We start from the raw sequence: 23967 nt of genomic DNA, 5'->3' as shown, positions 1-23967 counted from the left end.
TCAATGGCTAAAGAATCTCAGCAGGAGCTGCGCAAGCGGCTCAAAGAGCAGTACAAGCGCCAGGAGTTACTCAAGGAGGCGAACAACCCCGATTCTATTCTTTATCATCAGGCCCGTATTGAGCTGGGCATTGCGTTACCACCCGTTACGGTCCAAACGATCGGCGAGGCAACCAGTGATTTTCTGTTGCTGGAGCAGCTGTATCACAAAGTTCTGGAGAGGCTGCACCTAGAAGCCGACGGGGCGAACGGGTGGAACAAGCAGGAAGCACTGGTAGCTGCACTCTCCCCTTATCATCGGGCAGTGTATCACCTGTATCTTTTCGAAGGTGCGCTGGGCATCGGCGACATCGACAAGGTCTTTGCCTTCGATAGTGAGGTGGAGCGCCGGGCTGTGGAAGAGCAGATGCACGAGGTGTGCAACGCGTATGCGCTAATGGGTTGCAATGAAATGGTTGACCTAATTCAAGAAGCACAACAAGCCGGTACGGAAAAACAACTCGAAGCCATTGCGTCCGAGTTTGAGCGACTGGAACCACAGATTCGGGCAACGCGGCTCCAGTTCGTCAAAGTCAACAGCCCGCATTTCCAACTGGCTTGATGCACAGACGAGCCTATTCCGACGCGGCTGGCACACCGGAATGAAAACCACCCTTTCATTTTGGAAAGGTGGCACTGAATGACCTGCATGCTCGATATAGTTCTCGTCATACATTTCAACGAATAATTAACCCTACACCAGGCACTTACAATCCGGCAGAGCTTAGCTGACCGACAAACCGCTTGTGTGGCACGGCGCCTGCAACCGCAGCGGACGAAACATTTACCTCTTTCGTCCCACTGCCATGGACTTCCTCCTGATTGCCGGCATCGTTTTCGTCATCTTCCTAACGGGCCTGCGCATTGCGCAGGAATACGAGCGGGCCATTGTGTTCCGCCTCGGCCGCTTTACCGGCGTGCGCGGGCCCGGTTTGTACTGGATAATCCCGCTCATTGAGCGGCAGCAGACCATCGACATGCGCACCAAAACCGTGGATTTGGAGCAGCAGGAAACCATTACCAAAGACTCGGTTACCATCAAGGTCAACGCGGTGCTGTGGTTTCGGGTGATTGATCCGGCCAAAGCCATTATTCAAGTGGCCAACTTCAACCAAGCCGTGTACCAGCTCTCCGTCACGGCGCTGCGCAACATCATCGGCCAGCACCAGCTCGACGAGGTGCTCAAGTCGCGCGAGCAGATCAACAAGACGCTGCAGCAGATTGTGGACACCGCCACCGAGCCCTGGGGCGTGAAGATTGAGATGGTGGAAATCAAGGACGTGGAAATTCCCGAATCCATGCAGCGGGCCATGGCGCGCGAGGCCGAGGCCATTCGGGAAAAGCGCGCCCGCATCATCAAAGCCGAAGCCGAGCTGGAAGCCTCTATTAAGCTCACGCAGGGCGCCAAACAGATGGAGGAAAGCCCCATTGCGCTGGAACTGCGCCGCATGCAGATGCTGTCGGAAATCGGCATCGACAACAATACCACGACGGTAATCATGGTACCCTCGGAGTTTACCAGCGCCGCCAAGAGCCTCACCAAGATGATGAGCCAACCGGACAACGGCTAAGTTCGCACCCAGGCAAATACCTCATTCTCCGCCACTAGATTTCCTGCCGCATGCCTATCGACAACGAATACACCCTTGGTTGGGGCACGCTGGCCCGGCTGAACGCCGGATTGGCCCAAAGCAAGGACCGCAGCGGCCTGAACTGGTTTCTGGTTTCGCTGCTGCTCGGGCCGCTGGCCACGCTGCTGCTCGTGACGGCCTACCGACTCCCGCCGGAGGAGACCGAGCGGTAGCTCCGCGTAGCGGGCCGCGGCTGGTATCTTGCGGCGGCGAAACGCACCATCCGCGTTGGCCGAAGCCCTTCTGGAATGCTATACCGCGAAGCCCTCCTGACTGACATTCCTGCGTTGTCGCGCGTGCGGCTGGCGGTGCGGGAAAATGCGTTGTCGAACCCGGCACTGATTACGGCGGCCGATTATGCCGACTACTTAACCCGGCGCGGCAAAGGCTGGCTCTGCGAAACCGACGGCGCGGTGGCCGGCTTTGCCGTGGCCGACCTGCTCGGCCACAACATCTGGGCCCTGTTTGTGCACCCCAACCACGCGGCCCGCGGCATCGGCAAACAGCTGCACCGCCTGATGCTCGACTGGTATTTCGCGCAGACGCAGCACCCGGTGTGGCTGAGCACCGCGCCCGGCACCCGGGCCGAAGAATTTTACCGGCGCCAGGGCTGGCAGCACACCGGCCACACCAGCAGCGGCGAAGTACGGTTTGAGTTGTCGTCCGACGGTTGGAAGCGGGCCCACTTCATCGACTGACCACAACCGCGGTACGCAAGCGGCTGTTTCGGGACTAAAGTCAGTTGCCGCTTTGCGTACCTTGCCCGCCTATGAATCGTTTTGCCCTCCTGCTGGCGGCCGTGCTGCTCGCTTTGACCGCCCACGCCCAGACCCTGCACTCCCCTTCGCATAAGTTGGCGCTGCGCTTCAGCCTCAATGCCCTAGGCGAGCCGACTTATCAGCTGGATTTCGGGCGCCGCCCAGTGCTGAAGCCCAGCCGGCTCGGCGTACTCATTCAGGGGCAGCCGGGCTTCGTTGCGGGCCTGACGGTGGTGAAAATCGACTCGGCGCAGCAGGACGAAACGTGGGCGCCGGTGTGGGGCGAGGTGAAGCAGATTCGCAACCGCTACCGGGAGCTGCTGGTGACGCTGCAGCAACCCGGCCCCGAGCAGCGGCTCATGCGGGTGCGCTTCCGCCTCTTCGACGACGGCCTGGGGTTCCGCTACGAATGGCCCCAGCAACCCCGCCTGAGCTATTTCAACGTGGTGGACGAGCGCACCGAGTTCAACCTGCCCGCCAACCACAAAGCGTTCTGGATTCCGGGCGACTACGATTCCAACGAGTACGTCTATACCACCTCGCGCCTGAGCGAGGTCAACACCACGCGCATCACGCCCATTCAGCAGCGGGCCGAAACCACCACGGTGCAAACGCCGCTGATGCTTAAATCGGACGACGGACTGTACGTGAACATCCACGAGGCCGCGCTGGTGAACTACCCGGCCCTGATGCTCTCGGTAAACCTGCAAACCTTTGGCCTCGGCAGCCACCTGGTGCCCGGTCCGGCAGGTATCAAAGCGTACCTGCAGACGCCCGAGCACACGCCCTGGCGCACCGTGGTGGTAAGCGACAAAGCGCCCGAGGTGCTGGCTTCGAAGCTGATTTTGAACCTGAACGAGCCGAGCAAGCTGACCGAAACAAGCTGGATTCGGCCGCAGAAGTTTGTGGGCGTGTGGTGGGAAATGCACGTCAACAAGGCCTCCTGGAACTACGCCGACGTGTCGAACATCAAGCTGGCCGACACCGACTGGAACGCGCTGAAACCCAACGGCCGCCACGGCGCCAACACCGCCAACGTGAAACGCTACATCGACTTTGCCGCCCGGCACGGCCTGCAGAGCGTGCTGGTGGAAGGCTGGAACGTGGGCTGGGAAGACTGGTACGGCAACCAGAAAGAGGAAGTGTTTGACTTTGTGACACCCTACCCCGATTTCAATGTGGACGAATTGCAGCAGTACGCCACCGCAAAGGGCGTTAAGCTGATTATGCACCACGAAACCTCCGGCGCCGTCACCAACTACGAGCGGCGGCAGGACGAGGCCCTGCGCTTCATGACCGCGCACGGCTACGACGCGGTAAAAACCGGCTACGTGGGCCGCATCATCCCGCGCGGAGAATTCCACGATGGCCAGTGGATGGTGAACCACTACAACCGCACCGCCCAGCACATGGCCGAGCGGCGAATCATGGTCGACATGCACGAATCGGTGCGGCCGACGGGGCTGCACCGCACCTACCCCAATTGGCTGGCCGCCGAAGCTGCCCGCGGCAACGAGTTCAACGCCTGGAGCGAGGGCAATCCGCCCGAGCACGAAACCATCCTGCCCTTTACCCGCCTCATGGGCGGCCCCATGGACTACACGCCCGGCATCTTCCAGATCAAGCTCGAAAGCTGGAACCCCGCCCAGAACAAAGGCCGGCAGGTGCACACCACGCTCTGCAAGCAGCTGGCCCTGTACGTAACCATGTACTCGCCCCTGCAAATGGCCGCCGACCTGCCCGAAGCCTACGAGCAGCACCTCGACGCCTTCCAGTTCATCAAGGACGTGGCCGTGGACTGGGACGACACGCGCATTCTGCAGGCCGAGCCCGGCGACTACATCACCACCGCCCGCAAAGCCAAAGGCAAGGAGGAATGGTACCTCGGCGCCATTACCGACGAGCAGGCCCGCCAGCAAACCGTGAAGCTGGATTTCCTCGCGCCCGGCCGCAAGTACGAGGCCACCATCTACGCCGACGGCAAGGGCGCCGACTGGGAAAAGAACCCCATGAGCTACCAGATTCGCCGGCAGACCGTGACCAGCAAATCGACGCTGCAGCTGCAGTTGGCGCCGGGCGGCGGCGCGGCGGTGAGCTTCAAGCCGGCGGCGAAGTAAGATGAGCTGATAAACCCTGTAAAATTGAACTGGCTTCAATGTCACCCTTACACTCTGCAGCGGACGTGGCTTGCTGGCTACAGAATAGTTTGGACTGCGACACCGTAGAACCAACTTCCGACATTCTGGCTGACGTAGGAGTTGCTGGTGATGATTTCCACGAACTGATGGAAAAGTATGCCGAGGCCTTTTCAGTGGATATGAGCGGCTACCTCTGGTACTTTCATACCGACGAAGAAGGCGGCGGCCTCGACATTGGCGGCTCCATTTTACAGCCTCCTTACGAGCGCGTTAAGCGAATACCCGTAACGCCCGCCATGCTGGCTGATTTTGCTAATAAAGGAGCGTGGGACCTTGACTACCCCCCGCATCGTGTGCCCAAGTGGCGCTATGATATTCTCATCAACAATATTCTGGTTGGCGCATTGTCGCTTTGGTTAGGCTACAAACTGATAAAAGCCCTGCTTCATTAACTCCCTTATGGTTCGCATCACCCGCGAAGGCGACACCTTTCTTTTCGACGTGCAAGGCCTGCACAAGCTCTGGGCGCTCAAAAGCTACCTGCGGGTTCCGGCCGCGCACGTCACCTCGGCCCGCCAGGATCCTGCCGCGCTCGGCGGCTGGTGGAAAGGCTGGCGCATGCCCGGCACGAGCATTCCGGGCGTGTTTACGGCCGGCACCTACCTGCTCGACGGCCGCCGCATTTTCTGGGACGTGCTGCGCAAGCGCAACGCCATTGTCGTTGAGCTGGTGCGCGAGGAGTACGACCAGCTCATCATCGAAGTCGAAGACCCCGCGGCGGCCATTGCCCTGCTGCGAACCGGGCGCGCGAGCTGAGCCCCAAGCAACGCACTGGCAACGGGTATACCGGGCCCTGCCGAACCGCTTTCCGCCATTTAGCCCGCCCATACATACAGCCAAGCTGCTTCGCGGCGTTTAGCCCGGTGCTGCCCGGCGTCGGGCGCTTATCTCCGCAATGAAACGACGATTCCTCTACGGCTTTACTCTTTCCGGCCTGCTGCTCGGCGCCGTGCTGCTGCGGCCCGGCGCGCACCTTATTCAGGCCATTCGGCACGACGAGCACAACCTCCCCGCCGCCGCCAGCGGCTACGCCGACGACGTGAGCCGGCTCAACCAAACCCGCATGGACACCATTGTGCCGGTGGCTGCCGACACCGCCCAGGCCCTGCGGCAGCTGCGCGGACTGCTCGCGCAAGCCCGCACGCGGCACTTGCCGGTGTCCATTGCCGGGGCGCGGCACAGCATGGGCGGCCACACCATTGCGCCGGGCGGTATGCAGGTCAACATGCGCCCGTTCCGGCACATGCGGCTCGACATCGTTTCGGGCACGCTCACGGTGGGTGCCGGCGCGCTGTGGGCCGACATCATTCCGTACCTGAACCGGCACGGCCGCGCCATTTCCACCATGCAGTCCGACAACGCCTTTTCGGTGGGCGGCTCCATTAGCGTGAACTGCCACGGCTGGCAGCACAACCGCCCGCCCATTGCGGCCACGGTGCAGGCCTTTCGGCTGCTGAAAGCCGACGGCGCGGTGGTGACGTGCAGCCGCCAGCAAAACGCCGAGCTGTTCGGGCTGGTGCTGGGCGGCTACGGCTTGTTCGGCATCCTACTCGACGTGCAGCTGCAAACCGTGCCCAACGAGGTGTACTCCTACCACCGCGTGCCGGTGCCCGCCGCCGGCTACGACGCGGCCTACCGCCGCCACGTCGACCAGAACCCGCAGGCGCGCATGGTGTACGGCCGCCTGAACGTGAACCGGGAGCAGTTTCTGGAACACGCCACGCTCAATTACTTTGCCTACGAGCGGCCCGCCACGCGCCAGCAACCCCTCACCGACCCTGGCTTTGCGGCCACCAAACGGGCCGTGTTCCTCAGCTCGAAGGAAGACGACTACGGCAAAGAGCTGCGCTGGAACGCCGAGCAGCTGTTTTCGCGCCTGATGGTGGGCCAGGAAGTGTCGCGCAACCAGATCATGAACGAAAACCCCGAGCTGTACCTGAACCAGTCGGCCGGGCGCACCGATATTCTGCACGAGTACTTCATTCCGCGCCGGCAGTTCTACCGGTTTGTGCAGCAGCTGCAGCGCATCGTGCCGCGGCACCAGACCAATCTGCTCAACGTCACCATTCGCAACGTGTACCGCGACGAGGACACCTTCATGCGCTACGCCGATGAGGAAATGTTTGCCTTCGTAATGTTCTTCGACCAGCCCGCCACCGCCGAAGCCGACCAGCAGATGCAGCCTCTGACGCAGGAGCTGACAGCGGCCGCGCTCCAGCTTGGCGGTACCTACTACCTACCCTACCGCCTGCACGCCACGCCCGCCCAGCTACGCACCGCCTACCCCATGGCCGACGCCTTTTTCCAGAAAAAGCTGCAGTACGACCCGCAGGAAGTGTTTCAGAACTACTTCTATCAGCGCTACAAACCCCAACCAGTACCCGCCGCAGTAGCCCAGGCTACTCACTAATGGCCAAGCATAAAACAGCCGGGGCCCGACGCAGTAGCATCCGGCCCCGGCTGTTGGTGTTCGGGCGCGGCTATTTCTTGGCCAGCTCGGCCATCAGCTGCTGATTCAGGCGCACGTATTCTTCCTGCAACGGGGCGCTTTTCTCGGCCTTCACCAGCTCCAACGACTGCTTGCTGGCCGCGGTGGCTTCGGCGTTGCGCTTGGCTTTCTGCAGCATTTTGGCCTTCCAGTAGTAGAAGTAGTAGCTCTTGGGCTCCTGCTTAATGGCTTCGTCCATCCACTTCACGGCCTGGCCCAGGTCTTTGTCGGTGCTGTAGTAGTACTGCGCCGCCGCGAAGTAAGGTTTCTTGTCGGTTTTCATGGCCTCCTGAATCTGCGTCATCACGCGGGCATCGGCATCGGCCGTGATGGGCACGCTCAGCTGCACTTTGTCCCAGCGCATGACTAGGTCGGCGGCTTCGGGCTGTAGGTTTTCCAGCGTGAGGGCGAAGGTTTCGACGGGAGCCGCCAGCGCCGTCGGCTTCACTTTCACGCGCAGCAGGTCTAGTTGAGGCTTGTAGTCGTAGGCGCCCCACTGCGAAGTGTCTTTGTTCAGAATCACCGTCCACTCTTTCGGGTCGGGAATGGTGAAGAGGGCGTAGGTGCCGGCGGGCACTACCTGCCCGGCCAGCTTTACTTCTTCGCCAAACTTGATGCGCGTGGAGGAGTTGGCCCCCGTGCGCCACACTTTACCGTAGGGTTCCAGCTTGCCGAATACTTCGCGCCCGCGCTTCGAGGGCCGCGAGTAGTTCAGGTCGATGTAGGAGGTGGAAAACGCTTGCCGCAGGTGCACGGCGGGGCTCATGGCGGGCAGGCTGAGCTGTTGCTGGGCCTGCGCCGAAAGCGTAGGCAATCCGCTCAAACAGCCGGCAATCAGGAGAAGGGAGGGGAAACGCATCATGCGGGTACAGAAAGGGCGCATACGGGGAAAGAAAGGGAAAAACGGACGGTGCGGGCAGTGAGCTAGTGCCGGGGCTGAGGGCGCAAGTATACCGCGCGGGCCCGGCAAACCCAGCGGCGTGGCCTCCGCAAATAACACGCCGGACGCCCCGGCTCAGCAGGCTGATTTTGCCGCTCCGCGCTGGAATTTTCTGGATTATGTCCGTACTTGCGGCTGCAAACCGGCGCGCACTTTTTCCCGCGTCCGCGTTTCGCCTTCGCTATGGCAGCTGCGGCCGTTCGTTTTTCTTCGCTTTTCGCCCCGGTGGGCCAGTGCTGCAAGGCACCGGTGGCCGGCGCGTGCAAATCGAGCAAGAAAAGCAAATGCGCTAAACGCGTGAAACCCGCCCGTACCTGACCGTCGCCATTTCCTGCTACTTGCCCTGCTTTAAGTAACCGCGCCGGTCCCCAGTGAACCGGCGCTTTTTTTATGCGTTTCACTAAGCAGCCTGCTCCGCCGGTTGCGTTTCCCAGCCTCCTTCCTTTCGCTGATTCCATGAAAGTTCTCAAGTTCGGCGGCACGTCCGTCGGTACCGCCGAGCGGATGCGCGCCGTAGCTACCCTGATTCAGGCCCCGGCGGGCCAGCAGCGCATCGTGGTGCTGTCGGCCATGTCGGGCACCACCAACGCGCTGGTCAACATTGCCAAGCTGCTTTTTGAGGGCGACCTGACCGCCGGCACGCTCCAGATTGAGGTGCTGCGCCAGCATTACCACATCGTAGCCCGCGAGCTGCTGCCCAACGAGGAGGCGCTGGCCGAAGGCCTGAAGCTGGTCGACGACTCGTTCAAAAGCATTTTCAACCTCACCCGCCAGCCGCTGTCGGTGGCCGGCGAAAAAGTCATTCTGGCCCAGGGCGAGCTGCTGAGCACGCGCCTGTTTCACCTCTACCTCACCCGCATCCGCCAAGAGCAGGCCGTGCTGCTGCCCGCGCTGGACTTTATGCGCCTCGACCACGACGAAGAGCCCGACGCGGGCTACATCCGGGAGCACCTGGCGGCCCAGCTAGCCTTGTACCCGGAAGTGGAATTGTTTATCACGCAGGGTTACATCTGCCGCAACGCGCAGGGCAGCATCGACAACCTCAAGCGCGGCGGCTCCGACTACTCCGCCTCGCTGATTGGGGCGGCGGCGCAGGCCGAGGAAATCCAGATCTGGACCGACATCGACGGGCTGCACAACAACGACCCGCGCGTGGTGGAAGGTACCTACCCCATTCGGGAGCTGTCGTTCGACGAGGCCGCCGAGCTGGCTTATTTCGGGGCGAAGATTCTGCACCCCAGCTCGGTGCTGCCGGCGCGGGAGCACGGCATTCCGGTACGGTTGCTCAACACCATGCAGCCCGAGGCGCCCGGTACGCTCATTTCGGCCCATACGGGCCAGGAGGCCATCAAAGCCGTGGCGGCCAAAGACGGGCTGACGGCCATCAAGGTAAAGTCGAGCCGGATGCTGCTGGCCCACGGGTTTCTGCGGGCTATTTTCGAGGTGTTTGAGCGGCACCGCACCTCCATCGACATGATTACCACCTCGGAAGTGGCCGTGTCGCTGACCATCGACGACGCGGCGCACCTGCCCGAAATTGTGGCCGAGCTGCAACGCTTCGGTTCGGTGGAAGTCGACGAGAACCAGACGATTATCTGCCTCGTGGGCAACCTCATTCAGGACGCCCACGGCGCCGCCAGCCAGGTGTTTGAGGCCCTGCACAACATTCCGCTGCGCATGATCAGCTACGGCGGCTCGCCCAACAACATCAGCCTGCTCATCAACACCCCCGACAAAACCCGCGCCCTCAAGGCCCTGAACGCCGGCCTGTTTGCGCGCCCGGCCGTGGTGTAGCGTCTGCCTGTTCATCTCTGTTTGGCGGCTCGTCTCCGGCGTTGCCTCCCTCCTGCCCTCTGCTCTATGCCCTTCTCATTGCCGTCGGACCTGGCCAGCCGGCCCACGCCTTTTTACCTCTACGACCTGGCCCTGCTGCGCCGCACGGTACAGGCCGCGCAGCACGCGGCCCGCTCGCGCCACATTCAGGTGCACTACGCGCTGAAAGCCAACGCCAACCTGCCCATTTTGCACCTCATGCACGAGCACCGCATCGGGGCCGACTGCGTGAGCGGCAACGAGGTGCACCGTGCCCTCGAAGCCGGTTTTCGGCCCGAGCACATTGTGTTTGCCGGTGTGGGCAAGTCCGACGCTGAAATCAACCTCGCGCTGGCCGCCGATATCTGGTGCTTCAACGTGGAGTCGGGGGCCGAGCTGCAGGTGCTCAACGAGTTGGCGGGTCGGCAAAGCCGCCGCGCCCGCGTGGCCCTGCGCCTGAACCCGAACGTGGACGCCCGCACGCACCACTACATTACCACCGGGCTGGAGGCCAACAAGTTCGGCATCGGCATGGCCGAGCTGCCCGCCGTAGTGGACTTGCTGCCCACGCTGCCAAACATCGAGTTGGTGGGTTTGCACGTGCACATCGGCTCCCAGATTACCGATTTGAGCGTGTTCGAGACGCTCTGCCACCGCGTAAACGAGCTGCAAACCTGGTTTGAGCACCGCGGCCTGCCGCTGGCGCACCTCAATGTGGGCGGTGGACTGGGCGTGAACTACCAGCAGCCCGACGCCGAGCTGGTACCCGATTTCGAGGCCTACTTCTCGATTTTTGAACGCCTGCTACAGCGCCGCCCGGGCCAGCAGGTGCACGTGGAGCTAGGCCGCGCCTTGGTGGCGCAGTGCGGCACGCTCGTGAGCCGGGTGCTCTATGTGAAAGAAAGCCAGCAAACCCGCTTTGCCATTCTCGACGCGGGCCTGACCGAGCTGATTCGGCCGGCGCTGTACCAGAGCTTCCACCTCATCGAAAACCTCACCGGCCAAGGCGCGGAACAACTCTACGACGTGGTCGGGCCCATCTGCGAGTCGTCGGATACGTTTGGGCGGCGCGTGCCCCTGCCCGAAACCCGCCGCGGCGACGTGATGGTATTGCGCACGGCCGGTGCGTACGGCGAGGTTATGGCCTCGCGCTACAACCTGCGCGACCTGGCGCCGGCGGTGTACGTGTAGACCGGAAAACGCCCAAGAGCACCGTTACGGCTCGTAACGGTGCTCTTGGGCGTACGTTCAAGCCGTTTTAGTGCAGCAGCAAACGTTGCGTGAGCGTGGGCATTCCAGCCTTGGCCACGCTCAGCAGGTATACGCCTTTGGGCAAACCCCGCAAATCGAGTTTTCCGGCGGTGGGCAGGGGCCCGTGCCAGCACTGGCGGCCCGTTAGGTCGTACACCGTGGCTGCCGCTGACCGGTACTCCGCTGGTACGGTCAGGCTTACGTTGCCGGTGCTTGGGTTCGGAAAGGCAACGGTGCTGGTGGTTGCCGGGCGCTTCGCAACGCTCATCAGGATGCTGCTGCAATTGGTGGCGGTAGCCGCGCTGTACAGGCCAGGTTGCCCACTGGTACCAAAGCACAACAACTCACCCGTTGCCGCGGTGAGAATACGGCCGCATACGTTGTAGGCAGCCGGCGGCGAGACAAAGCCGCTCAACGGCCCAATTCCCTCGTAGACGGGCCCCCAGGTCAGGTCAACGGGAATACCGGTTAAACGATAGGTAGCCGTGAACCAGCGCCGCATTTGCCCGGCCACCACCTGCTGCCCGGTATTGGTTACAGTAACCGCAGCGGGCACGCACCAACTTTGCCCCGAGCCGTTGGAAACCGACGTCCAGGTGTCGCCGACGGCGGCGCTGAAATCGTAGAGTTTGTAGAACTGCCCGTTGGCATACACCGAAACCTGGTTGGCATCGGCGCTGGTATAGACGGTATCGACGCCCCCTTGCGGCGCTCCGGCCTGCGTTTTGATGGCCCGTACCAGTTTCTGGCAGCGGCGGCCGGCGTAATTTCCCTCGCCGACATAGCTGAGGTGAAGTACAGCCGGGGTGCCGCTCATGGAAGAAAACGTATAGGCCCAATGCGCCCCGGCCGGTGCCCACAAACCGTTTTGCGCCTGGCTCGCAATGCCGCCCAGCAGCAACCACAGCAGCAGTAAATTCTGTTTCATAAGACTGATGTTGGGTTGCAGGTTGGTGTAGTTGGGCAATTGAGTTCGGCATGCAGCTAGCATCAAGCATACCGCACGGCCCAAGTTGCAGGAATAATGATAAGCAACCTAGTTGGGTTACCCGGCAGGTGCTTTTTTACCAGCCGCCGTAGTAAATCAGCCACTCGCCCACGTGCTCGTGCTGCGGCAGGCCGCGCACCAGCCATTGCCGCTCGGCCGGCAGCTCGCCTTTCGACACCACCACCGCATGCTGGCGCAGCAGCGGGCCCAGCGCGGCGGTATCGGCGGGGTTGGTGAGGTCAATCCACGTGCGGCGCCATTGGGCATCACGCTCGAACTGGGTTTCGCGGCGCAGGGTGTGTTCCCCGTCGTAGAGCGACACGGGCAGGCGTTGCTGTTCGAAGGCCAACGACGGCAGCAACTCGTTGTATACCAGCACCGGGCGGGTGTCGAGGCGCAGGGCTTGCAGCCGCCGGGCAATGGGTCGGCTGCCGTTGGCTTCCAGCTCAATTTGGGCCAGCACGGGCTTCACGCTCACCAACAGGCCGGCGGTGAAAACGACTGCGAGTACCAGCAGCCGGGGCGCAATGCGCACTTCGTCCCAAAACATGTGCGTGAGAATGAGCACCACGATGCTCGCCGCCGGCCAGATGGTGGTGAACGGACTGACGCTGATGCCAAACTGCGGGCCCAGCACCGGCAGCAAACACAGCGCCCCGAGTGCCAGCCCAAAAAACGCGACGAAGCCCACGTACCAGCGCAGCAGCACGGCATCGGTGCGGCGGCCCAGCAGCTCCACCGTCAGCAGGGCTACGCCGGGAAAGATGGGCAGCACGTAGAGCAGCAGCTTGGAGCTGGAAAGCGAGAAAAACAGCAGCGGCACCAGCACCCACCACAGCAGCACCATTTGCCAGCGGCGGCCCAAGCCGCGCCAGCCGGTGCGCACCACTTCCGTCAGCAGCGCCGCCGACCACGGCAAGCTGCCCAGCGGCGCCAGCACCAGGTAGAACCACCACGGCTTGCTGCGGTTGAATGTGGCGGCGTTGGCAAACCGCTCTACGGTGTGCTCAAACAGAAAATAGCGCAGAAACGCGGGGTTGTCGGCCACCAGCACCAGGTACCAGCTCAGCCCCACGAGGGCAAACAGCACCCCGGCCAGCAAGTGCTGCGCACTCCAGGCGCGGCGGGGCGCGCCGGGCGTGAGGTGCAGGCTGATGACGGCCATGAGCGGCAGCACGGCGGCCACCGGGCCTTTGGTGAGAAACCCCAGCCCCAGCGCCACCCAGCCGAGGTACAGCCAGCCGGCGGCGCGCTTTTCGCCCGGCGTGTAATGGTAGCGCACAAAGGCATAGGCGGCCAGCAGCTCCAGCGTGGCCAGGTAGGCGTCGGTGGTTACGTTGAGGGCCGAAATGAGCACGACCGGCAACGTGCCGTACACCACGGCCGTCGCCAGGGCCCGGCGCACGTCGCCGTTGAAAACCAAGCGGGCGAGTCCGTACACCAATCCTACCTGGGCCAGCACGGCCAGCACGGGCAGCACCCGCACCGCCGCCGCGCTGCCGCCAAACAACGCCAGCCCGATGGCCGTGAGCCAATACGTCAAGGGCGGCTTGTGAAAGTGCTGAATGCCCAGCAGCCGCGGGTGGAGCCAGTCGCGCCCCGTCAGCATTTCGCGCCCGATTTCGGCGTAGCGGGCCTCGCTGCTTTCGAGTACGCCCCACGCCCCGAGGTTGATTAGAAAAGCCCCGCCCAATACCGCCAACAGGAGCCACAACCACACGCGGGAAGACATCGGAACCGGAACCATAGGCAGAGCAAACGTAGAGCGGCGACAAAAGTAGCGCAAACGGGCCGGGTGCTGAACATCGGCCCCGCCGGGTGGTTTCGGAATAGTTCACCTTTGCCCGAGCCCGCATGCGAATCCTGCTCACCGGCGCCAACGGCTACATCGGCCAGCGCCTGCTGCCCCTGCTGGTGCAAGCCGGCCACCGCGTCACCTGCCTCGTGCGCGACCCGCGCCGCTTCGAGCTGCCGCCCGCGCTGCAGGAGCGGGTACAGGTGGTGCGCGCCGATTTGCGCCAGCCCGACACGCTGCGCCAGTTGCCCACCGAATTCGACGCGGCGTATTACCTGGTGCATTCGATGAGCACCAACGGCACGGACTTCTACCGCGCCGAGCAGGAGTCGGCCCGCAACTTCGTGCGCTACCTCGACGGCTCCGCTATCCGGCAGGTGGTCTACCTCTCGGGCATTGCCAACGACGCGCACCTCTCCACGCACCTCCGTTCCCGGCAGGGCGTCGAGCACATCCTGCAGCAAGCGGCCCGCGCCCGCGCCACCGTGTTGCGGGCCAGCATCATCATCGGCTCGGGTTCGGCCTCGTTCGAAATCATCCGCGACCTGGTGGAAAAGCTGCCGGTCATGATTGGGCCGCGCTGGCTCAACTCGCGCTGCCAGCCCATTGGCGTGCGCGACGTGATGCACTACCTCACGGCCGTGCTCGGCAACCCCGCCTGCTACGGCCGGGCCTTCGACATCGGTGGACCCGACGTGCTGACCTACAAGCAGATGCTGGAGGGTTTTGCCCGGCAGCGCGGCTTTCGGCGGCGCATCGTCACGGTGCCGGTGCTCACGCCGCGGCTCTCGTCGTGGTGGCTGTTTCTGGTCACGCGCACCTCGTTTTCGCTGGCCCGTAGCCTCGTCGATTCGCTGCGCAACGATACCGTGGTCGACCCCAAATGCAGCATCGAGGTTGCCGTGCCGCACGCGTGCATGAGCTACGAGGCCGCCTTGCAGCTGGCGTTTCAGCGCATCGAGCAAAACGAGGTGGTGAGCAGCTGGAAAGACGCCGTGAGCAGCGGCGTGGCCGACAAAAACTACATGGACTACGTGCAGATTCCGCAGCACGGCATGTTTTTCGACCGCCAGACGCTGGCCTTTGCACGCCCGCCCGAAGAGGTGCTGGCCAACGTATGGCGCCTAGGCGGCAAGCGCGGCTGGTACAAGGTCGACTGGCTCTGGCGCGTGCGCGGCGTGCTCGACAAGCTCGTGGGCGGCGTGGGCCTGCGCCGCGGCCGCCGCTCCCCCACCGACCTGCGCCCGGGCGACCCGCTCGACTTCTGGCGCGTGCTCGTGGCCGACCGCGCCGGCCAGCGCCTGCTGCTCTACGCCGAAATGAAGCTGCCCGGCGAGGCTTGGCTGCAGTTCCGCATTCTGCCCAACGCCGACGGCACCCACACGCTGGAGCAGCTGGCCGCGTTCCGCCCCGACGGGCTGGCCGGGCGGCTGTACTGGTACGCGCTGGTGCCCTTTCACTTCGTCATTTTCAAGGGCATGATTGAGAACATCGTGCAGTATGGGCAAGCCGGGCCCGCTGTGCCAGCGCGGATTGCTTCATGAGAGCCGCGCGACTATTCTTTCACTACCCACTGCCGGTGTACAACACCGCCGGCCGTGCGTAACTCCAGCACGTAGGTGCCGGGCAGCAGGCGGTCCACGTTCAGCCAAGCACCGTCGGGCTGCGGGTGTAGCAAGGTTTGCATGCGAAGTTGGCCGAAGGCATCACGCACGGTAGCTTGCGCTGGCTCTGGCAGAGGCACGCGCAGTAGGTTCTGCGTTGGGTTGGGGTACGCGGTCCACGCGTTTTGCGCGGCCGTGGCAGTTTGGCGGGCGGCGGTTTCGCTCACCCGCACAAAGAAGTTGGCCGGGCTGGCTGCGTTAAGCATTGATGGGCCGAAATACGCCGTACCGGAAACACTACCCGTAGCAAATAGGTATCCATCGGGGGCTAGTGTCAGCGCATAAGGATGCGCATCGCCGCGCATATCGAGCCGCCACTGAGTGCTTCCCGACGCGGGCCACAGGCGGCGCAGCACCACAGGCGTGGGCGAAACGGTGGTCCGGTCGCTGAGTACATAGCAACGGCTGCCATCAGCGGCGCTGGCGGTGCGGCAACGGCCCTGGTTGGTGGTAAGGTCAAGCGGAACGGCCCAGCGCGGGGTACCGACGCTGGTGTAGGCCGCCGCGTAGGCGGTGGGGCTGCTCGCAGCCGGAAGCCCGTTGGTACCCAGCCCAAACGCGGGGGCGCCGCTATATCGCCCTGCCACGCAGGTATTGCCCGCATCATCTACCGAAATGCCTTCGCCCAACACGTACGAACCCGGGCCACCGGCCCACCGGGCCCACACTACCTGCCCGGTCGAGCCGCGAAGTTGCGCAATCAATTGGTTGGGGTACTGCGTGCCGTTGCTGCTGTTGGCGGGTAATACCGTTGCGCCCAGCGTCAGCTCGCTGTAGTAACTCCCCACCACGTATACGCCACCGTGGCCATCGGCGGCAACGTCCTGGGCGAGGTTAGTGTTGGACTGTCCGCTTCCCGTAGTGAGCCACCGAATGGCTCCGGTGGTGGAGTAGCTGGCCACAAACACTTGGTATTTGCCGGCAAACGACTTGCTTACCTGATCGAATACGGCCGGCGACGTTACGCCGCCGGCTATGTAGCTATTGCCCGCTGCATCGACGGCTATTGCCCCGGGCTTGCTGGCGTAGCTCGGGCAGCCGCCCGCTCGAATCCACTGCAGTGCTCCGGCGGGCGAATACTTGGCCGTGAAGAGCCCATTCCAGCCCATCGGGGCCGTAACCGTGGCATTGGGGAAACTGATGCGCCCCGTAAAGGCCCCGGTCACGTAGCTGTTGCCCGCGGCATCGGCGGCAATGTCGGTGGGAGATGCAGACTGTGGTTGCGTCTGCGGATAGTAGGGCTGACTGCTCAGTTGCTGGCTCCACTGCAACACGCCGGCACTGGTGAAACAACCTATAAAGCCGTCTTCGGTGCCAACGGCCGCGTACCGGGTTCCGCCAATGACCACCAAGCCGCTGAACGAACCGCTCACGTACACCCGCCCGGCCGGGCCGGCCGCTACCGCCGTGTTCACCAACGGCAGGCGCTGCGCCCAATCCCATTGGCCCTGCGCCCGTGCGCTCAAGGCCATCAACATCACACCTATCCAGGCAAAAAGCTTCATCATCATCGACGGCCGCCTAATGGAATAAAAACCTGCACTGCGGAACGGGCCGCATTGCCGGGCCTGCGCGCTTTGTGCAACGCCTGTCGAAAAGGTAGGCCACTCCCGAAAAAGGCACAACTACATCATCGGGGGAGAATAATTTCGTGCCCCTATCATTTTACCATCACCCCACCCACTACTGCGGCTAGGCGCAGTGGGGGCTAGCTACTTTTCGGTATGGTATTGCCAATTGTTTTCCAGCGGCAGACCAGCCCTAGCCACCCAGCCGCCGAACCAGCCAGAGCACCGCGCTCAGCAGCAAGCTCACCAGCAGCATCGACACGATGGGCGCGTAGAAACGAAAGCCGGGCCGCTCGATGCGGATGTGGCCGGGCAGGCGGCCAAACCAACTCAGCAGGCTGCCGCCGCCCAGCCAGATGACGGCGCCCAGAATGACGATGCCCAGGCCAAGGAGCACAAGAAGTTTACCGAGTTGCGGAGGCATAGGCGGTGAAAAAAGTACACCCGTTCGATACGCAGCGCGCATCAAACGGGTGTCTCAACCAAGCTATGGGCCCACTGGCCCAGGCCGGTGCTTATTCCGGCTTGGCGTAGAAAGCCGCCACCGAATGGGTGTAGTGGCAGTAAGTGATGGGATTCTTCACCTGAAAGACGGTAGGCTCCTTGGCACCGGCGGGCACCAGCATCAGGCTGCTTTTGCCGTTCACCTTGGCCCGTTCCAGCCCCACGCCTTCGCGGTTGTCGAACTTCACGTCCAGGTAGTACAGGTAGGGCGTAATCCAGCTGACATAGGCCATTTTGCTGGCGCCCGAGAGGCTGCTGATTTCCAGGTCTTTGTAGTTGCTGACAATGGCCTGCTGAAATTCCACCGCGTTGAGCGGCTTGCCCTTTAGCACCGGCATTACGTCCCACTGCCCGTCGAGCAGCACCCACTTCTGCAGGTCGGGCAGCCAGGTTTCCAGCAGCACGTGTCCGGCTCCGCTTTCGGTGGTTTCCACGTCTTTGGTTTTCAGGCCCAGCACCCGCGACTTCAGCCCGAAGGCGTTCAGGCAGGAGGTGGCCACGATGCCGTACTCCACGCAGCGAAACTGCTTGCCCTGCTTCACTTCTTCCAGAATGGAAAGCGCATCGCTCTTGGTGGGCTGGTTTTCGCCGTTGTGGTCCCACTGCTGGTGCACCCAGTGCAGCAGGCGCAAGGCCCGCTCGGTATCGTTGCGGGCGCCTTGCACCACAGCGTCGAGGTGGTACTGCTGGCGCAGCTGCGCGAGGTAGGCGTTGTTGCGGCCGGCTTCGTACTGCATCGGAAAAGCGGCGGCTGGAGCCTTGGTATCGAAGCGCAGGGGCTCGGCGGTGAAGGCGGTGGCGCGCAGCTCCGTCAGGGCGTAGCGGCCGTCGTCGAGCAGCACGTAGAAGCGCTGGGTGTTGCCGGGTGCCAGCGTGTAGCGAATGGAGTCGTGGTCGGTGCGGAACACGAGGGTTTCCTTGGCCGTGTGCAAGGGCAGGATGAGCACATCGGGGCTGGCTTCGGGGGCAATGCGCCAGTTGCCTTTCACCCATTCGCGGCCCAGCCGGTAATCGGCCCGCAACTCGTGCGCCTTGATGACGGGCAAGCCTTGGTAGGTGGCGGTGGATTGGGCAAATGTAGTTCCGCCGATCAGCAGCAGACTACCCAGCAAAAGTGGTTTCATAGCGGTCAGACAAGTGCGTTTGACCGCCTAGATGCGCCCGAACCGGCTACCGTTGCTTCTTTCGCAGACTTTTTACCGGCTCTGCGCGCTCAACGCCCAAACCATCATCATATTAGCATGCCCCCCGGGTTTGCCTTCCACGCGACGATAACGGAGGCCTGCTGCTGTTCTGAAATGAGCCGGTGCCTCAACGCTGCAAGGCGAAAAACGCCACCGTCACCACCAGCACCACCAGCGTGTACGCACCCAGCGCCCACCATTCTTCGCGCCGCTTGAAATCGTACGGAAACCGCAGCCGCACGCGCTGCTGCACCACCACCGAGGCAAACGTACCGAGCATGACCAGCACCAACGCCACCGTGCTCGGCAGCACCTGCCGAAACAGCAACAGCAGCGCCAGCAGTGGCACAATGCCCACGAGGTAACCCAGCAGGCGGGCTTTAAATAGCGCGTTGGGCTGGGCTACAGGAGGCGCTGGTTTGGTTGCTGCTTTTCGGGATTGATGCTGTTTTCCCATTGGGTTACTTCTTCTCAAACACAAACTTTACTTCGCCTTCGGCCGAAATTTCCAGCGCGGCCTCGAACTTCTGGCCGGTGCGCTGCGAGGTGAAGCCGCGAATCACGTCGGACTTGCCGCGGCGCAGCAGCTTGGCTACTTGGGCGTCGGTGAGCAGGCGGCCGCACAGTTCCAGCGGTACCCGAAACTGGCAGTCTTCGCGGAAGCGCGAGCAGCCCCAGGCGGTTTTGCCCTTGAGCATGGTGCCCAGGCGGCACACCGGGCAGGGAATCTGCTGCGGCTTGTCTTCCGAAGCGGGCTTGCTTTCGGCGGCGCGCAACAGCTCGGGCTGGTGCTGGGCATTTAGGCCGATGGCGGCGTCGAACTTGGCTCCGAGGTCGTCGATGAAGCCCTTCATGACGGGCGTGCGGCCCTTGCTCAGCAGCGCCTTCACCTGCGTGTCGGTCAGCTTCTTGCCCTCCACCACCGGCGCGAGACGGAACCCGCAGCCGTCTTTCCAGCGCGAGCAGCCGAAGGCGGTTTTGCCTTTCAGGATGTGGCCCTGCTTGCAGGCCGGACAAGCGCCCAACGCGCCATCGGGCAATGGGCCGCTGGGTGCCGCAGGCTTGACTGGTGCGGCCTTACTCCCGCCGTTTTTCGCGGCCGACGACGCTACTTCCGAGGTGGTGGGCGGCGGGGCCATCATGCGCGAGCGGTCCTGCTTCACTTCCAGCACCATTTCGCGCACCAAGCCTTTCAGCTCGTCCAGAAACACATCGGGCTCCAGGTTGCCCCCCTCAATCTGGCGCAGCTTCCGCTCCCACTGCCCCGTCAGCTCCGCCGATTTCAGCGTGGGGTTCCGAATCAGGCCAATCAGCTCGACGCCGGTGGGCGTGGGCACGATGCGTTTTTTTTCGCGCTGGATGTAGCCGCGCTTAAACAAGGTTTCGATGATGGCCGCGCGCGTAGAGGGCCGGCCGATGCCGTTTTCCTTCATGGCCTGGCGCAGCTCTTCGTCGTCCACGTTGCGGCCGGCGGTTTCCATGCCGCGCAGCAGCATGGCCTCGGTATATTCGCGCGGCGGCTGGGTTACTTTCTGGTCGAGGCGGGGCTTGTGCGGGCCGCTTTCGCCTTTCTCAAACGCGGGCAGCACGGTATTCACCACATCGTCGTCGCCCTCGCCGGGCTTGGCCGTGCTGGGCGCCTGCTGCTGCGTGGGGTCGCCGTACACCACGCGCCAGCCGGGCGACAGGATCTGCCGGCCGCGCACCCGAAACGGGTGCCCGGCCGCTTCGGCCGTCACGGTCGTGTTCGAGACTTCGCAGTCGGGGTAAAACGCGGCCAGGAAGCGGCGCACGATTATGTCGTACACCGCGTGCTCGGTGCCGCCGAGGCCCTGCGCCGCCGCGCCCGTCGGGATGATGGCGTGGTGGTCGGTGACTTTGTTGTTGTTGAAGACCTTGCCCGACTTCTTGATTTTGGCGGCCAGCAGCGGCTGCGTGAGGCTGTGGTAGGCACTCAAACCCTGTAGGATGCCGGGAATCTTGGGGTACTGGTCGTCGGGCAGGAAGGTGGTATCCACGCGCGGGTAGCTGACGACTTTCTTCTCGTAGAGCCCCTGCACGGTTTTGAGCGTGTCTTCGGCCGAGAGGCCCAACTGGTTGTTGCACTGCACCTGCAAGGAAGTCAGGTCAAACAACGAGGGCGGCGACTCCAGCGCCTTCTTGATTTCAACGCCCGTCACGGTCAGCGGCGCGTCTTTCACGGCGGCCATGGCCGCATCGGCTTCTTCCTGGCTCACAAAGTAGCCGCGGGCTTTCAGGCGGGCCTTCTCGTCGGGCTCGTCGTCTTCGGCCTTGCCTTTTTTGGGCGGCGCCACGTGGCTGAACATGGTGCCGCGGTACTCGGTGCGCAGCACCCAATAGGGCTCGGGCTTGAAGTTCTGGATTTCGTGGTACCTATCGACCAGCAAGGCCAGCGTGGGCGTTTGCACGCGGCCCAGGCTGAGCACCTGCCCCCGGCCCGAAGCGTATTTGAGCGTGAACAGGCGCGTGGCGTTCAGCCCCAGCAGCCAGTCGCCGATGGCGCGGCTCTTGCCGGCCATGTACAGGCGGTCGAATTCGCTGCCCTCGCGCAGGTTGGCGAAGCCCTGCCGGATGGCTTCTTCGGTGAGCGACGAAATCCAGAGGCGCTTGAAGGGCTTGCGGTATTTGGCCTCCGTCAGCACCCAGCGCTGAATGACTTCCCCTTCCTGCCCGGCGTCGCCGCAGTTGATGACTTCGTCGGCCTCGGCCAGCAGGCGCTTGATGGTGTTGAACTGCTTTTTCACGCCGTCGTCCTGCATCAACTTGATGCCGAACTGCTCGGGCAGCATGGGCAGGTCGTGAATGCTCCAGCGTTTCCACTCGGGCTGGTAATCCTGGGGCTCTTTCAGGGTGCAAAAGTGCCCAAAGGTCCAGGTCACCTGGTAGCCGTTGCCCTCGAAGTAGCCGTCCATGCGCAGGCGGGCGCCGAGCACGTTGGCAATTTCACGGGCGACGCTGGGTTTTTCGGCAATGCAGACTTTCACTTCTCTCGGCTTCTGATTCAGGCCGCCGACAGAAGCGTCGGCAGCCGGGGAATCAACAAAGATAACGCGGGAAAAAGTCGGGGCTAGCTGCAGAAGTTGAACCCAAAAACCAGCAGCAGCTATACGCTTCTACTCTTTTCAACCTCGTACCACTGATAGAGGTCGTAATGCCCTTCCATATCCAAGTACCTGCTAATAAAATCAAACAAGGAAGTAGTTAGCACGACCTCTATATCGGAGCCGTGATTGGCATTGACGATACTGTAGCTTGCCACGTCAGTAGGATGCAGTACAACTTCCCACACGTCGGAGGAAACCATGTAATCCGCCAGCTCAAACCGCGGCTCCGCTAACCGGCTGCTGAATTCCAATATCCAGTCAATCGATTTGAGTTTAAACAGCGCGTCATCCGTCTCAAATCCGTTGCAGAACCGGTAGAACGCCGCAATATCGGGCGGCAGCGGCCGGCCCAAAGCATGTTACAGTTGCCCGATTTCCTCCTTGCTAGCGGGCGGGTGCAGTATAATACCGAGTCGCTCTGGCTGCTGCTGCAACTTCTTCGCAATGTCTTCCAGAATAGCCATCCTTTACAGTGTGTTTTGCACAAGCCAATCTATTTACGGAACTACATTCCCAACCAGAAACCTTATATTAATCAAGAACAATATACAGCTTATCTACCTCCGCATCATGGATATCCTAGAACGCAACAACGTCAAGGTAATTGGCCAGGGCGACCAAGCCATGATTTTCAGCCACGGCTTCGGCTGCGACCAAAACGTGTGGCGCTACATTACCCCTGGCTTTCTGGCCACGCACCGCGTGGTGCTCTACGACCACGTGGGTGCTGGCGACTCCGACCTGCGCGCCTATAGCCCCATCAAGTACAGCCAGCTGGAAGGCTACGCCGACGACCTGCTGGAAATCTGCCGCCGCCTCGACCTCGCCAACGTCGTTTTTGTGGGGCACTCCGTGGGCGCTATGATTGGCATGCTGGCCGCCATGCAGGAGCCCCGCCGTTTTGCGCACCTCGTGCTCATCACCCCCTCGCCCTGCTACATCAACGACGGCGGGTACGTGGGTGGCTTCGAGCGCAAAGACCTGGAAGAGCTGCTGGCCCTGATGGACGCCGACTACCCGCATTGGGCAGAAACGGTGGCGCCCCTCATCATGGGCAACCCCGAAGAACCGTCGCTGGGGGCCGAACTGGCCGAGAGCTTCTGCCGCACCGACCCCACCATTGCCCGGCAGTTTGCCCGCGTTACGTTCCTCTCCGACAACCGCAGCGACCTGCCGCGGCTGCGCACCCCGGCCTTGATTCTGCAGTGCCACCGCGACATGATTGCCCCGCCCGAAGTGGGCGAATACCTGCGCCAGCACCTGCGCGACGCCACCCTGGTGACGCTGAATGCCTCGGGGCATTGCCCCAACCTGAGCGCGCCCATGGAAACCGTGGCCGCCATGGAGCAGTATCTGATGGCCTCGTAGGGCGCGCTACCGCTTGCGTTGCGCCGCTGGCAGTGGCTCGGCCAGCGCGTGCCGCAGCGTGGTCATGTCGTCGATGACGGGGGTGAAACCGGTGGCGCAGAAGCGGGTGCAGTATTGCTCGTATTGGCGCAGCAGCCGGTCGAGCACCTGCAGGGTTTCGGCGCCGTAGCCTTGCTGGCGCACACACAGCAGCGCGTCGAAGAGCAGGGCGCGAATGTAGTCGGCGGGCTGCACCGACCACGCCAGGCACAGGGCCGTGATGACCTCGCGCCGGAAACCGGGGTGGCGCTTCATGCGGCGCTTCCACTCGTTGTGCTGCACTTGGTGGGTCATGTATACCACCGCGTCGTTGTCGCCCTGGAAGGCTTTGTTGAGCGTGCCCTGGGCCGAGCGCCAGTCCTTGTACATGGCCGTGAGGTAGGCGGCCAAGGGAATGAGCACGGCCAGAAACGGGGCGTAGTTTTTCAGCGTTTGCATGCCGCTTGCGGCCCCGGCAGAGCCCTGCGCCAGGCTGGGAAAGGCCGTTAGCATGCAAGTCAGCAAAAGCAGCAGCGCAACCGAAAAGCGTTTCATACCGCGGTGAATCAGGCGAAAAGCGGGTGCGTTGGTCAACTTGGCGTGCCCGCAAAGCGGAAAGATACGACGGCGTAGCCGC

At 62.7% G+C, this 23967-nt stretch carries 22 protein-coding genes; 12 read left to right on the top strand and 10 right to left on the bottom strand.

Features of this window, described 5'->3' with window-relative positions:
- The first annotated feature begins 3 nt into the window (after positions 1-3).
- The 8 genes from F0P96_RS01290 to F0P96_RS01255 all read left to right on the top strand — a co-directional run bounded on the left by F0P96_RS01290 (position 4) and on the right by F0P96_RS01255 (position 7035).
- Entirely contained in the window at positions 4-600 is a 597-nt protein-coding gene (locus F0P96_RS01290; protein ID WP_151076938.1) for a hypothetical protein, read from the top strand.
- A gap of 244 nt (positions 601-844) precedes the next feature.
- A complete protein-coding gene (locus F0P96_RS01285; protein ID WP_151076937.1) occupies positions 845-1609 on the top strand; it encodes a slipin family protein in 765 nt (254 codons plus the stop codon).
- A gap of 50 nt (positions 1610-1659) precedes the next feature.
- On the top strand, positions 1660-1842 hold the full coding sequence (locus F0P96_RS01280) for a hypothetical protein (RefSeq protein WP_151076936.1): 183 nt from the start codon (positions 1660-1662) through the stop codon (positions 1840-1842).
- Positions 1843-1917: 75 nt separating this feature from the next.
- Positions 1918-2367, top strand: a complete 450-nt coding sequence (locus tag F0P96_RS01275; protein WP_151076935.1) for a GNAT family N-acetyltransferase — start codon at positions 1918-1920, stop codon at positions 2365-2367.
- A gap of 71 nt (positions 2368-2438) precedes the next feature.
- Positions 2439-4544: a glycoside hydrolase family 97 protein gene (locus F0P96_RS01270; protein ID WP_151076934.1), complete on the top strand. Its 2106-nt coding sequence runs from the start codon at positions 2439-2441 to the stop codon at positions 4542-4544.
- Between the two features lie 89 nt (positions 4545-4633).
- Complete coding sequence (locus F0P96_RS01265) at positions 4634-5017, top strand: DUF1493 family protein (protein WP_160620055.1); 384 nt, start codon at positions 4634-4636, stop codon at positions 5015-5017.
- Positions 5018-5024: 7 nt separating this feature from the next.
- Complete coding sequence (locus tag F0P96_RS01260; RefSeq protein WP_151076932.1) at positions 5025-5381, top strand: hypothetical protein; 357 nt, start codon at positions 5025-5027, stop codon at positions 5379-5381.
- A 139-nt stretch (positions 5382-5520) separates the two neighbouring features.
- Complete coding sequence (locus tag F0P96_RS01255) at positions 5521-7035, top strand: FAD-binding oxidoreductase (protein WP_151076931.1); 1515 nt, start codon at positions 5521-5523, stop codon at positions 7033-7035.
- 70 nt (positions 7036-7105) lie between these two features.
- Here the strand turns inward: F0P96_RS01255 and F0P96_RS01250 are convergent, their stop codons facing one another.
- On the bottom strand, positions 7106-7975 hold the full coding sequence (locus F0P96_RS01250) for a DUF2911 domain-containing protein (RefSeq protein ID WP_167291134.1): 870 nt from the start codon (positions 7973-7975) through the stop codon (positions 7106-7108).
- A 534-nt stretch (positions 7976-8509) separates the two neighbouring features.
- Between F0P96_RS01250 and F0P96_RS01245 the strand changes: the two genes are divergently transcribed.
- Together F0P96_RS01245 and lysA are read left to right on the top strand one after the other, a co-directional pair.
- On the top strand, positions 8510-9847 hold the full coding sequence (locus F0P96_RS01245) for an aspartate kinase (RefSeq protein WP_151076929.1): 1338 nt from the start codon (positions 8510-8512) through the stop codon (positions 9845-9847).
- Positions 9848-9913: 66 nt separating this feature from the next.
- Positions 9914-11056, top strand: coding sequence for a diaminopimelate decarboxylase (lysA, locus tag F0P96_RS01240; protein WP_151076928.1), 1143 nt, complete (start codon positions 9914-9916; stop codon positions 11054-11056).
- A 67-nt stretch (positions 11057-11123) separates the two neighbouring features.
- Here the strand turns inward: lysA and F0P96_RS01235 are convergent, their stop codons facing one another.
- Both F0P96_RS01235 and F0P96_RS01230 read right to left on the bottom strand, forming a co-directional pair.
- A complete protein-coding gene (locus F0P96_RS01235; protein ID WP_160620056.1) occupies positions 11124-12044 on the bottom strand; it encodes a T9SS type A sorting domain-containing protein in 921 nt (306 codons plus the stop codon).
- A 136-nt stretch (positions 12045-12180) separates the two neighbouring features.
- A complete protein-coding gene (locus tag F0P96_RS01230; RefSeq protein ID WP_151076926.1) occupies positions 12181-13851 on the bottom strand; it encodes an ArnT family glycosyltransferase in 1671 nt (556 codons plus the stop codon).
- 107 nt (positions 13852-13958) lie between these two features.
- Here F0P96_RS01230 and F0P96_RS01225 point away from each other — a divergent pair, with 107 nt between their 5' ends.
- Complete coding sequence (locus tag F0P96_RS01225) at positions 13959-15443, top strand: SDR family oxidoreductase (RefSeq protein ID WP_151076925.1); 1485 nt, start codon at positions 13959-13961, stop codon at positions 15441-15443.
- Between the two features lie 11 nt (positions 15444-15454).
- Here the strand turns inward: F0P96_RS01225 and F0P96_RS01220 are convergent, their stop codons facing one another.
- From F0P96_RS01220 to F0P96_RS01195, 6 genes are all read right to left on the bottom strand, one after another.
- Positions 15455-17041: an SBBP repeat-containing protein gene (locus F0P96_RS01220; RefSeq protein ID WP_235917378.1), complete on the bottom strand. Its 1587-nt coding sequence runs from the start codon at positions 17039-17041 to the stop codon at positions 15455-15457.
- Between the two features lie 283 nt (positions 17042-17324).
- On the bottom strand, positions 17325-17555 hold the full coding sequence (locus F0P96_RS01215) for a DUF2905 family protein (RefSeq protein WP_151076923.1): 231 nt from the start codon (positions 17553-17555) through the stop codon (positions 17325-17327).
- A 91-nt stretch (positions 17556-17646) separates the two neighbouring features.
- On the bottom strand, positions 17647-18759 hold the full coding sequence (locus tag F0P96_RS01210; RefSeq protein ID WP_151076922.1) for a transglutaminase domain-containing protein: 1113 nt from the start codon (positions 18757-18759) through the stop codon (positions 17647-17649).
- 187 nt (positions 18760-18946) lie between these two features.
- Entirely contained in the window at positions 18947-19276 is a 330-nt protein-coding gene (locus F0P96_RS01205) for a hypothetical protein (RefSeq protein ID WP_151076921.1), read from the bottom strand.
- 4 nt (positions 19277-19280) lie between these two features.
- Positions 19281-21824 carry a type IA DNA topoisomerase gene (locus F0P96_RS01200; protein WP_151076920.1) on the bottom strand — a complete coding sequence of 848 codons (2544 nt, stop codon included), beginning with the start codon at positions 21822-21824 and terminating at the stop codon, positions 19281-19283.
- A 119-nt stretch (positions 21825-21943) separates the two neighbouring features.
- Positions 21944-22297 carry a hypothetical protein gene (locus tag F0P96_RS01195; RefSeq protein ID WP_151076919.1) on the bottom strand — a complete coding sequence of 118 codons (354 nt, stop codon included), beginning with the start codon at positions 22295-22297 and terminating at the stop codon, positions 21944-21946.
- A gap of 217 nt (positions 22298-22514) precedes the next feature.
- Between F0P96_RS01195 and F0P96_RS01190 the strand changes: the two genes are divergently transcribed.
- Complete coding sequence (locus F0P96_RS01190) at positions 22515-23312, top strand: alpha/beta fold hydrolase (protein ID WP_151076918.1); 798 nt, start codon at positions 22515-22517, stop codon at positions 23310-23312.
- 6 nt (positions 23313-23318) lie between these two features.
- On the opposite strand, the gene F0P96_RS01185 is transcribed toward F0P96_RS01190, so the two are convergent.
- The gene (locus tag F0P96_RS01185) at positions 23319-23885 is read right to left on the bottom strand and encodes a hypothetical protein (protein WP_151076917.1); all 567 of its coding nucleotides are present in this window, start codon (positions 23883-23885) and stop codon (positions 23319-23321) included.
- Positions 23886-23967 lie beyond the last annotated feature (82 nt).

Origin of the sequence: Hymenobacter busanensis (genome assembly GCF_008727865.1) — a bacterium.
In the GTDB taxonomy this organism is placed as follows: domain Bacteria; phylum Bacteroidota; class Bacteroidia; order Cytophagales; family Hymenobacteraceae; genus Solirubrum; species Solirubrum busanense.
The sequence above is the reverse complement of the archived record's forward strand: the minus strand, read 5'-3'. Positions and strand labels throughout refer to the sequence as shown.

Bases quoted from the DNA above. Each gene is read 5' to 3' on its own strand.
- F0P96_RS01235 (WP_160620056.1), bottom strand. From the start codon at position 12,044: ATGAAACAGAATTTACTGCTGCTGTGGTTGCTGCTGGGCGGCATTGCG.
- F0P96_RS01270 (WP_151076934.1), top strand. From the start codon at position 2,439: ATGAATCGTTTTGCCCTCCTGCTGGCGGCCGTGCTGCTCGCTTTGACC.
- lysA (WP_151076928.1), top strand. From the start codon at position 9,914: ATGCCCTTCTCATTGCCGTCGGACCTGGCCAGCCGGCCCACGCCTTTT.
- F0P96_RS01250 (WP_167291134.1), bottom strand. From the start codon at position 7,975: ATGATGCGTTTCCCCTCCCTTCTCCTGATTGCCGGCTGTTTGAGCGGA.
- F0P96_RS01285 (WP_151076937.1), top strand. From the start codon at position 845: ATGGACTTCCTCCTGATTGCCGGCATCGTTTTCGTCATCTTCCTAACG.
- F0P96_RS01280 (WP_151076936.1), top strand. From the start codon at position 1,660: ATGCCTATCGACAACGAATACACCCTTGGTTGGGGCACGCTGGCCCGG.
- F0P96_RS01255 (WP_151076931.1), top strand. From the start codon at position 5,521: ATGAAACGACGATTCCTCTACGGCTTTACTCTTTCCGGCCTGCTGCTC.
- F0P96_RS01185 (WP_151076917.1), bottom strand. From the start codon at position 23,885: ATGAAACGCTTTTCGGTTGCGCTGCTGCTTTTGCTGACTTGCATGCTA.
- F0P96_RS01230 (WP_151076926.1), bottom strand. From the start codon at position 13,851: ATGGTTCCGGTTCCGATGTCTTCCCGCGTGTGGTTGTGGCTCCTGTTG.
- F0P96_RS01260 (WP_151076932.1), top strand. From the start codon at position 5,025: ATGGTTCGCATCACCCGCGAAGGCGACACCTTTCTTTTCGACGTGCAA.
- F0P96_RS01275 (WP_151076935.1), top strand. From the start codon at position 1,918: ATGCTATACCGCGAAGCCCTCCTGACTGACATTCCTGCGTTGTCGCGC.
- F0P96_RS01290 (WP_151076938.1), top strand. From the start codon at position 4: ATGGCTAAAGAATCTCAGCAGGAGCTGCGCAAGCGGCTCAAAGAGCAG.
- F0P96_RS01215 (WP_151076923.1), bottom strand. From the start codon at position 17,555: ATGCCTCCGCAACTCGGTAAACTTCTTGTGCTCCTTGGCCTGGGCATC.
- F0P96_RS01225 (WP_151076925.1), top strand. From the start codon at position 13,959: ATGCGAATCCTGCTCACCGGCGCCAACGGCTACATCGGCCAGCGCCTG.
- F0P96_RS01190 (WP_151076918.1), top strand. From the start codon at position 22,515: ATGGATATCCTAGAACGCAACAACGTCAAGGTAATTGGCCAGGGCGAC.
- F0P96_RS01210 (WP_151076922.1), bottom strand. From the start codon at position 18,759: ATGAAACCACTTTTGCTGGGTAGTCTGCTGCTGATCGGCGGAACTACA.
- F0P96_RS01220 (WP_235917378.1), bottom strand. From the start codon at position 17,041: ATGTTGATGGCCTTGAGCGCACGGGCGCAGGGCCAATGGGATTGGGCG.
- F0P96_RS01205 (WP_151076921.1), bottom strand. From the start codon at position 19,276: ATGGGAAAACAGCATCAATCCCGAAAAGCAGCAACCAAACCAGCGCCT.
- F0P96_RS01245 (WP_151076929.1), top strand. From the start codon at position 8,510: ATGAAAGTTCTCAAGTTCGGCGGCACGTCCGTCGGTACCGCCGAGCGG.